This window comes from Amycolatopsis sp. YIM 10 (assembly GCF_009429145.1).
Classification (GTDB): domain Bacteria; phylum Actinomycetota; class Actinomycetes; order Mycobacteriales; family Pseudonocardiaceae; genus Amycolatopsis.
Map to the genome: position 1 here is coordinate 10,098,340 of NZ_CP045480.1, position 13,046 is coordinate 10,111,385.

The 13,046-nt window shown below is 69.4% G+C and carries 11 protein-coding genes and 1 pseudogene; 6 read left to right on the forward strand and 6 right to left on the reverse strand.

Going from position 1 to position 13,046, the window contains the following annotated elements:
* Nucleotides 1-9: 9 nt before the first annotated feature.
* Entirely contained in the window at nucleotides 10-1,326 is a 1,317-nt protein-coding gene (locus tag YIM_RS47060) for a dihydrolipoamide acetyltransferase family protein (RefSeq protein ID WP_153036492.1), read from the forward strand.
* A 60-nt stretch (nucleotides 1,327-1,386) separates the two neighbouring features.
* On the opposite strand, the gene YIM_RS47065 is transcribed toward YIM_RS47060, so the two are convergent.
* Nucleotides 1,387-3,114 (reverse strand): ATP-binding protein, encoded by a 1,728-nt coding sequence (locus tag YIM_RS47065; protein WP_153036493.1) that lies wholly within the window; start codon nucleotides 3,112-3,114, stop codon nucleotides 1,387-1,389.
* Between the two features lie 158 nt (nucleotides 3,115-3,272).
* On the opposite strand from YIM_RS47065, the gene YIM_RS47070 reads away from it, so the two are divergent.
* Together YIM_RS47070 and YIM_RS47075 are read left to right on the forward strand one after the other, a co-directional pair.
* Nucleotides 3,273-3,833 (forward strand): TetR/AcrR family transcriptional regulator, encoded by a 561-nt coding sequence (locus tag YIM_RS47070; protein WP_153037721.1) that lies wholly within the window; start codon nucleotides 3,273-3,275, stop codon nucleotides 3,831-3,833.
* 41 nt (nucleotides 3,834-3,874) lie between these two features.
* On the forward strand, nucleotides 3,875-5,788 hold the full coding sequence (locus YIM_RS47075) for an ABC transporter ATP-binding protein (protein WP_153037722.1): 1,914 nt from the start codon (nucleotides 3,875-3,877) through the stop codon (nucleotides 5,786-5,788).
* Here the strand turns inward: YIM_RS47075 and YIM_RS47080 are convergent.
* Complete coding sequence (locus YIM_RS47080; protein WP_153036494.1) at nucleotides 5,770-6,936, reverse strand: pentapeptide repeat-containing protein; 1,167 nt, start codon at nucleotides 6,934-6,936, stop codon at nucleotides 5,770-5,772. The two genes, YIM_RS47075 and YIM_RS47080, sit on opposite strands and share 19 nt — an antisense overlap.
* Before the next feature lie 53 nt (nucleotides 6,937-6,989).
* On the opposite strand from YIM_RS47080, the gene YIM_RS47085 reads away from it, so the two are divergent.
* Nucleotides 6,990-7,466 carry an FxsA family protein gene (locus YIM_RS47085; RefSeq protein ID WP_153036495.1) on the forward strand — a complete coding sequence of 159 codons (477 nt, stop codon included), beginning with the start codon at nucleotides 6,990-6,992 and terminating at the stop codon, nucleotides 7,464-7,466.
* On the opposite strand, the gene YIM_RS47090 is transcribed toward YIM_RS47085, so the two are convergent.
* Entirely contained in the window at nucleotides 7,463-8,014 is a 552-nt protein-coding gene (locus YIM_RS47090) for an SCP2 sterol-binding domain-containing protein (RefSeq protein WP_228005099.1), read from the reverse strand. The genes YIM_RS47085 and YIM_RS47090 overlap by 4 nt on opposite strands.
* A 119-nt stretch (nucleotides 8,015-8,133) precedes the next feature.
* Nucleotides 8,134-8,595: pseudogene (locus tag YIM_RS47095) on the reverse strand (SCP2 sterol-binding domain-containing protein); the annotation flags it as partial.
* A 162-nt stretch (nucleotides 8,596-8,757) separates the two neighbouring features.
* Here YIM_RS47095 and YIM_RS47100 point away from each other — a divergent pair.
* A complete protein-coding gene (locus YIM_RS47100) occupies nucleotides 8,758-9,423 on the forward strand; it encodes a TetR/AcrR family transcriptional regulator (RefSeq protein ID WP_153036497.1) in 666 nt (221 codons plus the stop codon).
* Here YIM_RS47100 and YIM_RS47105 read toward each other — a convergent pair.
* Both YIM_RS47105 and YIM_RS47110 read right to left on the reverse strand, forming a co-directional pair.
* Entirely contained in the window at nucleotides 9,420-10,280 is an 861-nt protein-coding gene (locus tag YIM_RS47105; protein WP_153036498.1) for a MaoC/PaaZ C-terminal domain-containing protein, read from the reverse strand. The two genes, YIM_RS47100 and YIM_RS47105, sit on opposite strands and share 4 nt — an antisense overlap.
* 1 nt (nucleotide 10,281) lies before the next feature.
* Complete coding sequence (locus YIM_RS47110) at nucleotides 10,282-11,619, reverse strand: 3-oxoacyl-ACP reductase (protein WP_153036499.1); 1,338 nt, start codon at nucleotides 11,617-11,619, stop codon at nucleotides 10,282-10,284.
* Nucleotides 11,620-11,718: 99 nt separating this feature from the next.
* On the opposite strand from YIM_RS47110, the gene YIM_RS47115 reads away from it, so the two are divergent.
* Nucleotides 11,719-13,008 (forward strand): acetyl-CoA C-acetyltransferase, encoded by a 1,290-nt coding sequence (locus YIM_RS47115; RefSeq protein ID WP_153036500.1) that lies wholly within the window; start codon nucleotides 11,719-11,721, stop codon nucleotides 13,006-13,008.
* The last annotated feature ends 38 nt before the right edge of the window (nucleotides 13,009-13,046 follow it).

A 13,046-nucleotide genomic window follows, 5' to 3' on the forward strand; every position in this document is an offset into this window, starting at 1 on the left:
TTCGCGAAAATGCCGCAGTACAAGCAGTTTCCCCTGGCCGACACGGCGGAGGGGCTGACCGAGGCCGACATCCTCAACTGGCACGTGAAGCCGGGTGACGAGGTGAAGGTCAACCAGATCGTGGTGGAGATCGAGACCGCGAAGGCGGCCGTCGAGCTGCCCATCCCGTGGGCCGGGGTGATCACCGAGCTGCACGTGGAGCCGGGGCAGACGGTCGAGGTCGGGACGCCGATCCTGACCATCGACACCGATCCCGGCGGGGCGCCCGCCGAAGCACCGTCACCGAACGGGGCCGCCGCCGCGCCGACTGCCGCTCCGGCTGCTCCGGCCGAGGAGGAGATGAAGCCGCTGGTCGGCTACGGCTCCAAGACGGTCACCGCGAAACGCCGGGCCCGCAAGGAAAGCGCGCCGGTCGCCGCGGTGGAGACCCCGGCTCCGGCTCCCGCCAAGGGTGGGTACGTGCCGCTGGCGAAGCCGCCGGTGCGGAAGCTGGCCAAGGACCTCGGCGTCGACCTGCACTCGCTGGCCGCCGAAGGCCAGGTCATCACCCGGGAAGACGTACAGCGCGCGGCTTCCGGTGCGGCCGACGAGCCGCCGGTCAAGCCTGCGGCGTCCTCTGTGGACACTGCCGGTGAGCGCCGGGTGCCGATCAAGGGCGTGCGCAAGGCGACTGCCAAGGCGATGGTGGAGAGCGCGTACACCGCGCCGCACGTGACGGAGTTCCTGACCGTCGACGTGACGCCGATGATGGAGCTGCGGGAGAAGCTGAAGAAGAGCCCGGCCTTCGCCGGGATCAAGCTGACCCCGCTGGCGTTCGCGGCGAAGGCGATGTGCCTGGCCGCGAAGCGGACGCCGGACGTGAACGCCTCCTGGGACGAAGAAAACCAGGAGATCGTCTACAAGAGCTATGTGCACCTTGGCATCGCGGCGGCGACGCCGCGCGGGCTGATCGTGCCGAAGATCCGCAACGCCGAGCAGTTGTCGCTGCCGGAGCTGGCGCAGGCGCTCAGCGACCTGACCGACGTCGCCCGCGAAGGCAAGACGGCGCCGGGTGACATGGTGAACGGCAGCATCACGATCACCAACGTGGGCGTTTTCGGCGTGGACACCGGCACGCCGATCATCACGCCCGGTGAGTCGGCGATCCTGGCGTTCGGCGCCATCCGCGACACCCCGTGGGTGGTCGACGGCGAGATCAAGGTGCGGAAGGTGCTGCAGCTGGCGCTGAGCTTCGACCACCGCGTGGTCGACGGCCAACAGGGCTCGCAGTTCCTCGCCGACGTCGGCATGCTCCTGTCAGACCCGGCGAGCGCCTTCATCCTCTGATTCCCTGTCACGAATGTGGCCTTCGAGATGCTGGATGCCTCGAAGGCCACATTCGTGACGTCAGGGGCGGGCTTCGTCGAGCAGGGCTTGGCCGGTGCGCCGGTAACGCACGTTCGGGCTGCGCACCGATTCCCCGATCAGTTCGACCAGCCCTTCCTGGCGGAGGATACGCAGCCAGCGGGCGAGCGCCTTGTCGGCGAGGCCGGTCACCGACGCGATCTCAGCCCGGTTGAGCTCTTTGTCGGCCAACGCGGCCAGCACTTCGGCCCGCCGATCGGCCCGCGCCGGAGCCGACGCCGCCGATGCCGCGTCCGGCGTCAGTTCGTACCGAGTCCACCGGCTGCCGCCGATTTGCGTGAGCAGTCCTCGCGCGACCAGTTCGCCGAGTTCCGCCGTCGCCCGCCGGGAATCCAGGCCGCTCGCACTCCGGTACGCCTTGTTGTCGAGTACCTCGCCGTTCTTCGCCATGGCCAGCCCCTGGCACTGACTGTCGGTGAGACCGCGTTCGCCGAGCCTGCGGATCCAGTCGACGATCTCCGGCCCGAACAACGCGTGGTTCGGGAAGGTGACCTGGAAAAACGAGACCCTGTCGGCGAAGCGTGGCGGGCTGAGCGAGGCGTGCCGCAACGCGTTGATCATCGTCCGGATGCCGGAACCGCGGTTCTCGCAGACGGTCCTCCCGGTCCCGGGGATCGCCACGTCCTCGAGCAGCCTGAGCAGAGTCGCGTTCCGGGTGGAGGAAATACCTTCCTCGCCGAGGTCGTCCTCGGTGACCGGGCCGAACAGCCCGCCGGGATTCCGCACGAGCAACCGGTCCGGATACATCTCGATCTGCACTTGGGTGCCACGGGCCGCCGGTGAGTAGTCGCGATGCGCCACGGCGTTCACGATCGCCTCGCGCAGCGCCGCTTCCGGGTACTCCCAGGTGTCGAGACGACCGGCACCACGCACGGTGGCGCGACGGCTCATGTTCCGCCGGAGCACGGCGAGCGCGTCGGCGACCATGACCGGGATCGGGCCCTCGATCGGCACGTTGTCGAGGAAGCGCTCGCCCGTGGCGAGGTCGGCACCTTCTGGTGTCGGATAGTGGATGAAGGTGAGCAGCAGTTGCGGGAAGTGTTCCTGCGGGTACGCCCCGAGCGCCATCAACCCGCCGAGCGTGACCTGGTCCCCGGTGAGCACCTTCGCCCGCCGCAGCACATCCTCGGTAGCCAGTCCCGCGAACGCGTGCGGTCGGCGTTCGCGCAGGCGAGCCGCGAATCCCGCCACCATCCCGGCGTCGAGTGCCTCCAGCCCGACGTCCGGCACGGGTTCCTCGTCGAATCGCGGCTGTCCGCGGTTCGACAGCATCAACTGGACTTCGTAACTGGTCAGCCGCCGGTCGCCGTCGCTGACCCGGACGTAACTGCCCTGGGTCAGCCCGGCGCCCTTGTAGAAGCACGGCCGCCGGTCCGGTTCGAGCGCCGGAACCTCGGCGACCACCAGGTCGACGCCTTCGAAGCGGTGGACCCTGATCACCGGGCGGATCGGGGGTTCCAGCTCTTCACCGCACATCGAGCCGAGGTCGGCACTCAACTTCGCCGCGTCGCCGACCCCGACGGCGGCGAACCCGGCGGCTTCGTCCAGCCCGAGCACCAGCACCCCGCCCCGGGTGTTCGCGAAGGCGGAGACGGTTTCGCGAACCGTTTTGGGCAGCTTGATCGAAGCGCGCTTGGCTTCGACGTCCACGTCGTCCGCGCCGAGCCGTCGCAGGTTGGCCACGACCTCCGCGAGTTCCTCATCGATCACCGCGCACCACCATGCTCACTAGCATGCTAGCTATCATGCCAACTGACCTTGCCAGTTAGCATGTTTGTCACCCGCTCGAATGAGCTTGACGGAGTGAGTGCTCACTCCGCACACTGGCGGACATGAACCCACCTCCTGCCAAGCGTCGCGCGCCTGCCATGAGTACCGAGCAGCGGCGCGAGATGATCGTCCGGGCGGTGCTGCCGTTGGTGGCCGAGCACGGCGCCGGGATCACCACGAGTCAGATCGCGCGGGCGGCCGGGATCGGCGAGGGCACCATTTTCCGCGCCTTCAAGGACAAGGACGAGCTGCTCGACGCCTGCATCGCCGAGGTGGTGCGGCCCGACTCCGCGTTGCAGGCCATCGCCGAGATCCCGCTCGACCAGCCTCTGCGCGAACGGCTCGTGGAAGCCGCCGCCACGTTGACCGCGCATCTCGAGCGGCTGGGCTCGGTGGTCGGCGCCATGCTCACCGCCGGCCGCCCGCCGGGCCGTCCCGAGCCCAGCAAGCAGAACCTCCGGGCCCGCCGCGAGTCGTTCACCGCCATGCGTGACGGCATCGCCGAACTCTTCGAGCCCGAGCGCGACGGACTCCGCCTCCCGCCGGAAAAACTGGCCGCGTTGTTCTCCTCGCTGCTGCTCAGCCTGCACCGCGACGGTGACCAGGCGGCGACCGTCGACGAGATCGTGGACGTCTTCCTCAACGGGGCGTGCCGGTGAGCGAATTCCGCGGTGGGGGACCGCCGGGCCTGAGACGGCTCATGCGGCGGGCGGGCAAAGCCACTGAAAGCGGTCTCACCGGGCCGATCACCATTCCCGATCCCCGCAAGACCTTCGACGAACCGACCGACCTCGCCTCCCGCCTGAAGCGCGTGCGCGAGGCGGTCGGCGGCACCGTCCGCGGCCTGCCCCGCGTCGCCCGGCTGACCTGGGGCGCCGGGCGCCTGCTGACCATCGGCATCGCGCTGCTCACGCTGATCGCCGGACTGCTGCCCACGGTCACCGCCTACGCCGCGAAACTGCTGATGGACGCCGTGGTCGCGGCGATCTCCGGGCACGGCGGCACCACCACGATCGTCTGGCTGGCCGCGTTCCAGTTCGGCATCTTCACCGCCACCGCGGTTGTCACCGCGCTGACCAACATCTGCCAGCAACTGCTCACCGAGCGCATGGTGCTGACCATCCGGCACCAGGTGATGGACCACGCCAGCCGCCTGCACCTGGCCTTCTTCGAGGGCTCGGAGTCCTACGACCTGCTGCGCCAGGCCGATCGCGAGGCCCCGCAGCGCCCGGTGTCCATGCTGACCTCCGGCCTCGGCCTGATCCGCACCTCGATCACCTTCGGCAGCATGATCACCCTGCTGATCACGGTGAGCCCGCTGCTCGCGCTCGTCGCACTGGTCGCGCCGATCCCCGCGTTCATCGCGCAGTCGAAGTACGGCGCCCGCGCGTTCACCCTGACCCTGATGCTCTCGCCGTTCCGTCGGCGCATGGAGTACCTGTCCATGCTGGTCACCACGGACAACCACGCCAAGGAGACCAAGCTCTTCGGCCTCGGCCCGTACCTGGTCGACCGGTTCCACCGGATCAGCACGGCCGCCTACGAGAAGCAGCGCAAGCTGATCCGCAACCGGAACCTGGCCGGTGCCGGGTGGAGCCTGCTGTCCACCTTCGCCGGTTCCGCGATCGCGTTGTACATCGCGCTCGAAGCGGTCGCGGGCAGGCTGACGCTGGGCGATCTCGCGCTGTACACCGCCGCCGCGACCGCCGTGCAGACCTCGGTGCAGGGCCTGTTCAACGCGTTCACCGGGATGTACGAGAACAACCTCTACCTGGACACGCTGTACAAGTTCCTCGGCACCGAACCGGAGATCGTGGCCCCGCCGGACCCGAAGCCGCTGCCGTCGCCGCTGCTCGGGCGGGTCACCTTCGAGCGGGTCGGCTTCCGGTACCCGGGCGCCGACGAGGCCGCGCTGGACGACGTCAGCTTCACCATCGAGCCGGGTGCCACGGTGGCCGTGGTCGGGCGCAACGGGGCCGGGAAGTCGACGCTGCTCAAGCTGCTGTGCCGGTTGTACGACCCGACCGACGGGCGCATCCTGCTCGACGGGGTGGACATCCGCGAGTTCGACCCGGACGAGCTGCGGCGCCAGATGAGCGCGATGTTCCAGGACCACGTCAGCTACCACGCGACGGCGGCGGAGAACATCGGTCTCGGCGACATCGACAACGTGACCGACCGGCCGCGCATCGAGGATTCCGCGCGCCGCGCCGGCGTGGCCGAGCGCATCGAGCGGCTGCCGAAGACCTACGACAGCCCGCTGGGCCGCTGGTTCGACCAGGGCATCTCCCTGTCCGGTGGGGAATGGCAGAAGCTGGCGCTGGCCAGGGCCTTCCAGCGGGACGCCCCGATCCTGCTGCTGGACGAGCCGACCTCGGCGCTGGACGCCGAAGCCGAGCACGAACTGTTCGCGCGGCTGCGCGAACTGGCCCACGGCCGGACCACCCTGTACATCTCGCACCGCTTCTCCACGGTCCGGCGGGCGGAGAAGATCCTGTTGCTGGAGAAGGGAAAGCTCGCCGAATACGGCACGCACGACGAACTCATGGCCCTGGACGGCGGTTACGCGGAACTGTTCACCCTGCAGGCCGCGGCCTATCTGGATGAGATGTGACCTCCAGCCAGGATTCCGGGATGACGGTGCTGCCGGGTCACCCCGCGAATATCCACTGTGGACCTTTCGAACCGGCAGTACGCCACCTCTATCCGGTTGTAGGAGTAGAATTCCTCGGCCGTCGCGAAGTTGGCCCGTGAAAGGTCGAAGAGGCCGGTGACAAAATCGCACCGGTTGAAGCGCAACGTACCGTCACGAACGCCGAGCAGGGAGAAGTCCGCCACCACCCCGGAGAAGTCGACCCGGAAGAAGTCGACGTCGGCACTGTTCAGCTTGCTGCCGTAGAAGTCCAGCGCACCGGTGAACCGGGCGCCGACGAACTCGGCCGCGGCGTCCCGGAACACCGACTTGGCGAAGGTGGTGCGCTCGGCCAGGAAATCGGTGCCGTGACAGCTCAGCTTCCCGCTGAACCGGGTGCCTTCGAAGGAGGTGAGTGCGCCGGTGAAGTCCGCCCGGTCGAACACCACCCGGCCGCGGAAGGTGAGGCCGCTGAAGTCCGCGTTCTCGAAGACCACGTCGGAGAAGTCGAAGGTGAGCAGCGACCACCGGCCGTAGCGGCCGGTCCGCTCGCGGATCACCTTGAGCACCGCCGCCCGCACTTCCCGCTCCCCGGTCTCGTCCGGGTCGGGAGCCACCCGCAGGTAGCCGCACAGGACGCCGACGCACACCTGCCGCTGCGCCGACCAGCCGTCGGCCAGGCCCGCCATGGCGTAGACCCCGGCCAGGCGCACCGCGGGACTGGCGTGGGCGAGTTGCTCGGCGGCCACCCCGAAGCGCTCGTTGAAGGCCCGCGTGGCCTCCCGGTGGCCGTGCCGCTCCGCGAGTTCGTGCTCCTTCTCGGTGACGCGCTGCCTTCGCAGGTTCACCGCGAGCAGCACGACACCGCCGAGCCCGGCGACCACCGCCAGCGCGATCTTGAGCAGTTCGAGCAGTTGGGGCGGGCCGAAGGCGGCCCCCGGCGGCAGCGACGGCCAGCCGAGCAACCAGAGCAGACCGGTCAGCACCCCGCCGGCGACCACCAGCGCGACCACGAGCCAGCCGAGCACGGTGGTGGCGATACCGCCCCGCCGCGCCACCACCAGGGCGGCGAGCAGGAGCAGCCCGCCCCCGATTCCGGCCCCGGCCTGCCAGGTCAGCCAGTTCCACACGATCGATGACCCTGGCGGGGAGCAAATCGGGCGGATCGCTCGTTGGACAGGACATGGCTGTGGTTTTCCTGCTCTACGTGGTAGCCGAGGTGGCGGCCGTCTGGGCGGTCAGCTCGGCCATCGGCTTCTTCGGCACGATCGGCCTGCTGCTGGCGGGCGCGTTCCTCGGCTCGTGGCTGGCCCGTCGCGAGGGGGGCAAGGCGGCGCGCGCGTTCATGGAGACGGCCCGCTCGGGTCGCTCGGCGCACAACGAGGTGACCGACGGCATGCTGATCGGGCTCGGTGGCCTGCTGATCATGCTGCCGGGCTTCGTCAGCGACGTGGTCGGGCTGCTGCTCATCCTGCCGCCGACGCGCGGGGTGTTCCGCCGCTCCTGGCTGCGCCGGATCGAGAAGCGCGCGCGGTCGGCGCCGGACCTGCGCTCGCCGTTCCAGAGCAACGTGATCGTGGTGGACAGCGAAGTGGTCGACCCCGACGAGCCGCGAGAGCCGACGAAGCCGACGAAGAACCACCCGGTGATCGAAGGCTAGGAGGCCGTGGCCTTCGGGATGTCGAAGTAGCTGCTGAACCGCACGGCCAGCGCGTAGTCGCCCTTCACCCGCACCTTGCCGGTGACGAACATGGCCGCGGCCGCGGTCACCCCGGTGGCCATCCGGATGAAATCGGCGGCGGAAACGGTGACCGTGGCGTCCGGGGAGCGGCCGAGGTCGCTGCTGGAAACGCAGACCCCGTCCTCGACCACCGTCTGATATCGGTCGAACGGGCCTTCGCCGTCACCGTGGTGGAAACGCCAGCCGATCACGAACTCCACATTCTTCGCCTTTTCCTCGATGAGATGATCCGACATTCTGCGGAATATCTCGTCGAGAAATACCGAGCGCAGTTCGTCGTGCGCGGCCAGTTCGTTGATCTGCTCTTTCGAGGCGTCGTTGACCACGTCGACGAGCAACTGGGTGGACAGCGAGCCGAGTTCGATACCCGCGCCGACGGAGCCGAGCATGTGCAGGGTTTCCAGCACCTGAACGAACTGCGCCGGACTGAGCCGCCGGATCTCCAGCTCGCCGGCGAAGGCGTCCAGCACCGAATCCGCGCGCGGCCGCTCGGCGGGCAGGCGGCTGCGCCGCAACAAAGTTCCGCGCCAGCGTTCGCGCCAGGTCACGGGTTCGGAGGACACGGGAACCGAGTGTAGGTGGGCGCTCAGGGCTTGGGAAGGTCGAAGAAACCGATCAACCCGGCCGCGAATGCGAGATCGCCTTTCACCTTGATCCGGCCGGTGACGAACATAACCGCCGGCGTCGCCTGGTGGGTGATGAGTTTGAAAAAGTCCACCGGTGCCACGGTGATGGTCACCCGCGGTTTCTCCTTCGGTTCACGGCTGACCGTGCATTCACCGTCCCGGATGACGGTTTCGAAGCGGTCGTAACCGTCGGCGTCCGCGCCGCCGGTCAGCCGCCAGCGGACCACCGCGTTCAGCTCGGCCGCGCGGTCGGGCCTCAGGTGCGCGCTCATCCGGCGGAAGATCTCACCGAGCACCTTCTCCCGCAGTGCCCGGTCGGCGACCACCGTGTCCAGCTGCGCCTTCGACGCCCCGGCGATGATCCGCGCGAACTGCCGCGGCTCCACCTGGCCGAGGTCCGTCGCGCGCAACGCTTCGAGCAACGCCGGGCCCTCGAGCAGCTCGATGTCCTCCACGCCGACCTCCCAGTCTACCTACTCCACAGTAAGACTACTCGCGAGTAGGTACCCGGGCAAGCCGAAGGCCGCGTGCCGTCACACCACCGGGCCCTCGCCCGGTAGCGTTCACCGGACGAGGAGGTCGAGGTGTCCGAGGAAGTGCAGAGTCCAACGGGGCGAGCGAAGCGGCTGCCGCGAGCGGTGCGGGAACGGCAGATCCTGGACGCCGCCGTGCGGGTGTTCGCCCAGTACGGCTACCACTCGGCGTCGATGGACGAGATCTCCGAGGTGGCCGGGGTCTCCAAGCCGATGATCTACACCTATCTCGGCTCCAAGGAAGACCTGTTCGCGCAGTGCATCCGCCGTGAGGCCACCCGCCTGCTCGAAGCCATCCAGTCCGGCGTCCAGCCGGACCTCCCGCCGGACATGCAGCTCTGGTACGGCCTGCGCTCCTTCTACCGGTTCGTCGCCGAGTACCGCGAGTCGTGGACCGTGCTGCACCGCCAGGCGCTGGTGGTCGGCGGCCCGTTCGCCGCCGAGATCACCGACATGCGCAAGCGCGCGATCGAGCTGGTGGCCGCACTGGTGGTCTCGGCCGGTACCCGCAAGGGCCTCGCCGAGCAGGCCGAGTTCTCCGGTGAGGGCCTGTCCGCGGCGCTGGTCGGCGCCGCGGAATCGCTCGCCGACTGGGCGCTCGACCACCCCGACGTCTCCGACGGGGTGCTCGCCTCGTGGCTGATGAACCTGGTCTGGCTCGGCTTCAACGACCTCGTCGAAGGCGCGGTCTGGAAGCCCGCCGAGCCCGAAGCCTAAAGAGCGGCGATCGAACCCGTGAGGTGCGGCTTCGGCTTCTTCGCGCCCCACAGCTCGAACGCCCAGCCGTCGCCGGTCGCCCAGCTGGTGAAGGCGACCTTGCCGGGCAGCAGCACGGGCAGCTTGAACTTCACGTCCACGGTGAACGCCTCCGGCAGCCTGCCCTCGAAGGCGGCCAGGCTGTGTGCCTTTGTCCACATGCCGTGGGCGATCGCGGCCGGGAAGCCGAACGCCTTCGCGGTCAGCGGGTGCAGGTGGATCGGGTTGCGGTCGCCGGAGACCTCGGCGTACCGGCGGCCGATGTCGGCGGGCACCCGCCACAGCGCGCTCGGTGACGGCGGCGCGAGCCGCTCGCCCGAACCCTTGCCGCCCTCGCCGCCACCGCGGCGCAGGTAGGTGCTCACGTCCGTCCACACCGGAGCGTCCTCAGTGGACTCCGACGTATTCACCGTGCTCACCACATCGAACTGCTGACCCTTCTCGTGCGGCCGCAGGTTCTCCGCACGCACGCGCACGGTGAGCCGTTCGCCGAGCAGCACCGGGCGGTGCTGGGTGATCCGGTTCGCCACGTGCACCATGCCCAGCAACGGGAACGGGAAGTCCGGCTCGGTCATCAGCGCCATCTGCAGGCCGAAGGCGAGGATGTGCGGATAGGTCGCGGGCAGCTCGTCGCCGAAGCGGAACCCGCAGACGCGGTTGTAGGCGGCCAGGTGCGCCGGATCGACGGTGACGCCCGTGCGCACGAACTCGGTGTCCGGCAAGCCGCCGCCGGACGGGCCGGGCCGCAGCCCGCCGAGCAGCGCCTTCGGGTACAGCGTGCCGAGGCTCGGTGCCGCGCTCAGTTCCTTGGTGACCATCTCAAGCTCCCAGGAAGGCCTGGCCGCACACACGCACGACGTTGCCGTTGACCGCGCCCGAAGCCGGGTTCGCGTACCAGGCGATGGTTTCGGCGACATCCACCGGCAGCCCGCCCTGGGCCAGGCTGGACAGCCGCCGCCCGACCTCGCGGATCATCACCGGCACCGCCGCGGTCATCTTGGTCTCGATGAAACCGGGCGCGACGGCGTTGATCGTGCCGCCCTTGGCCGCCAGCTCCGGCGCGCCGACGTCGATCATGCCGATCACGCCGGCCTTGCTGGTGGCGTAGTTGGTCTGGCCGAGGTTCCCGGCGATGCCCGCGATCGAGGAGACGCCGATGATGCGGCCGTTGTCGTTGAGCACCCCGTCGGCGAGCAGCTTGTCGTTGACCGCGAGCTGCGAGGCGAGGTTCACCGAGAGCACCGCGTCCCAGTGGGCCTCGGTCAGGTTGCCGAGCGTCTTGTCGCGGGTGATGCCGGCGTTGTGCACCACGACGTCGACGCCGCCGTGCCGCTGCGTGAGGTAGTCGGCGAGCTTCTGGGGCGCGTCGGCGGCGGTGATGTCGAGCTGGAGCGAAGCCCCGCCGACCTTGTTGGCCACCTTGGACAGGTCGCCGCCCTGCGCCGGGATGTCGAGCGCGATCACGTGGGCACCGTCGCGGCCGAGCACCTCGGCGATCGCCGCGCCGATGCCCCTGGACGCCCCGGTGACCAGCGCGACCTTGCCCGCCAGCGGTTTCGCCCAGTTCTCCGGAGCGGTGGCGGCCTTGCCGTGGGTGCCGACGCGGATCACCTGGCCGTCGACGAAGGCGGACTTCGCCGAGAGCAGGAAGCGCAGCGTCGACTCCGTCGCCTCCTCGGCACCCTCGGCCACGTAGACCAGCTGCGCGGTGGCGCCGCGCTTGAGCTCCTTGCCGACCGAACGGACGAAGCCTTCGAGCGCGCGCTGCGCGATGCGTTCGCGGCCCTCGACCGCTTCCGGCGGCGTGCCGAGCACAACCACCCGGCCGGACGGCACGAGCTGCCGGATCACCGGCTGGAAGAACTTGTAGACCTCGCGCAGGCGGCCCGGCTCGGTGATGCCGGTGGCGTCGAAGACCAGCGCGCCGTGCTTGCCCCCGGCCGGTGTGGTGACCACCTCGATGCCCGCGTCGGCGAGCTGGGTGGACACGGCCTTTTCCAGCCGTCCACCCGGGGCGGCGCCGAGCAGTGCCGGGCCGTCGAGCGGCGGCTGACCGGGCGAGTAGCGGCGCAACGGGTAGGGATTGGGCAAACCGAGGCGCGGCACCACGAACCGCCCGAGCTGGCTCTTCGCGAACTGCTGGTACCTGTCGGCCATGACCGTCCCTCCATGCGTCCGGTGTCACTGTGCAGCCTAACCTACTAGCGAGTAGGTTACACTCCGAAGTACCTCACAAAACTCGCCTCGGAGGGAAAAATGGCCACGAAGAAGGCACCGCAGGTCCGCAGGGTCGCCATCGTGGGCGGCAACCGGATCCCGTTCGCGCGGTCGAACGGCCCGTACGCGCGGGCCTCGAACCAGGACATGCTGACCGCGGCGCTGGACGGCCTGGTCAGCCGCTTCTCCCTGCAGGGCGAGCGGATCGGCGAGGTGGCCGCGGGCGCGGTGCTCAAGCACGCCCGCGACTTCAACCTGGCCCGCGAGTGCGTGCTCGGCAGCAAGCTCTCGCCGGAGACCCCGGCCACCGACCTGCAGATGGCCTGCGGCACCGGGCTGCAGGCGATCGTCACGGTGGCGAACAAGATCGCGCTCGGGCAGATCGACTCGGCCATCGCCGGTGGCGTGGACACCACCAGCGACGCGCCGCTCGCGGTGAACGACGACCTGCGGCAGATCCTGGTCCAGCTGAACGCGGCGAAGACCGTCGGCGAGCGGCTGAAGCTGGCCGCGAAGATCCGGCCGGGGCACATCGTGCCGGAGATCCCGCGCAACGCCGAGCCGCGCACCGGCCTGTCGATGGGCGAGCACGCGGCGCTGACCGCGAAGGTCTGGGACATCTCGCGCGCCGACCAGGACGAACTCGCCGCCGCCAGCCACCGGAACCTGGCCGCCGCCTACGACCGCGGTTTCTTCGACGACCTGCTCACGCCGTTCCTGAAGCTGTCGAAGGACCAGAACCTGCGGCCGGATTCGAGCGTGGAGAAGCTGGCGAAGCTCAAGCCGACCTTCGGCGGGCCCGAAGGCACGATGACCGCGGGCAACTCGACGCCGCTCACCGACGGCGCGTCGACCGTGCTGCTGGCGACGGAGGCGTGGGCGAAAGCGCGGAAGCTGCCGGTGCTGGCGTACCTGACCTTCTCGCAGACCGCGGCGGTCGACTACGTGCACGGCGACGAGGGCCTGCTGATGGCGCCCGCGTACGCGGTGCCGCGAATGCTGGAGCAGGCGGGCCTGACCCTGCAGGACTTCGACTTCTACGAGATCCACGAGGCGTTCGCGTCGCAGGTGCTGGCCACGCTGAAGGCCTGGGAGGACCCGGCTTTCGCGAAGGAGAAGCTGGGCCTGGACACGCCGCTGGGCTCGATCGACCGGTCGAAGCTGAACGTGAACGGCTCGTCGCTGGCCGCCGGGCACCCGTTCGCCGCGACCGGTGGGCGGATCGTGGCCACGCTGGCGAAGCTGCTGGCCGAGAAGGGCTCGGGGCGCGGGCTGATCTCCGTGTGCGCGGCCGGCGGCCAGGGCATCACGGCGATCCTGGAGCGGTAAGCCAAACCGTGAGGTGGCTTTCACGGCGGAATCGGCCG

Bases quoted from the DNA above. Each gene is read 5' to 3' on its own strand.
- YIM_RS47060 (WP_153036492.1), top strand. From the start codon at position 10: ATGCCGCAGTACAAGCAGTTTCCCCTGGCCGACACGGCGGAGGGGCTG.
- YIM_RS47070 (WP_153037721.1), top strand. From the start codon at position 3,273: ATGAGTACCGAGCAGCGGCGCGAGATGATCGTCCGGGCGGTGCTGCCG.
- YIM_RS47075 (WP_153037722.1), top strand. From the start codon at position 3,875: ATGCGGCGGGCGGGCAAAGCCACTGAAAGCGGTCTCACCGGGCCGATC.
- YIM_RS47085 (WP_153036495.1), top strand. From the start codon at position 6,990: ATGGCTGTGGTTTTCCTGCTCTACGTGGTAGCCGAGGTGGCGGCCGTC.
- YIM_RS47105 (WP_153036498.1), bottom strand. From the start codon at position 10,280: ATGGTCACCAAGGAACTGAGCGCGGCACCGAGCCTCGGCACGCTGTAC.
- YIM_RS47110 (WP_153036499.1), bottom strand. From the start codon at position 11,619: ATGGCCGACAGGTACCAGCAGTTCGCGAAGAGCCAGCTCGGGCGGTTC.
- YIM_RS47115 (WP_153036500.1), top strand. From the start codon at position 11,719: ATGGCCACGAAGAAGGCACCGCAGGTCCGCAGGGTCGCCATCGTGGGC.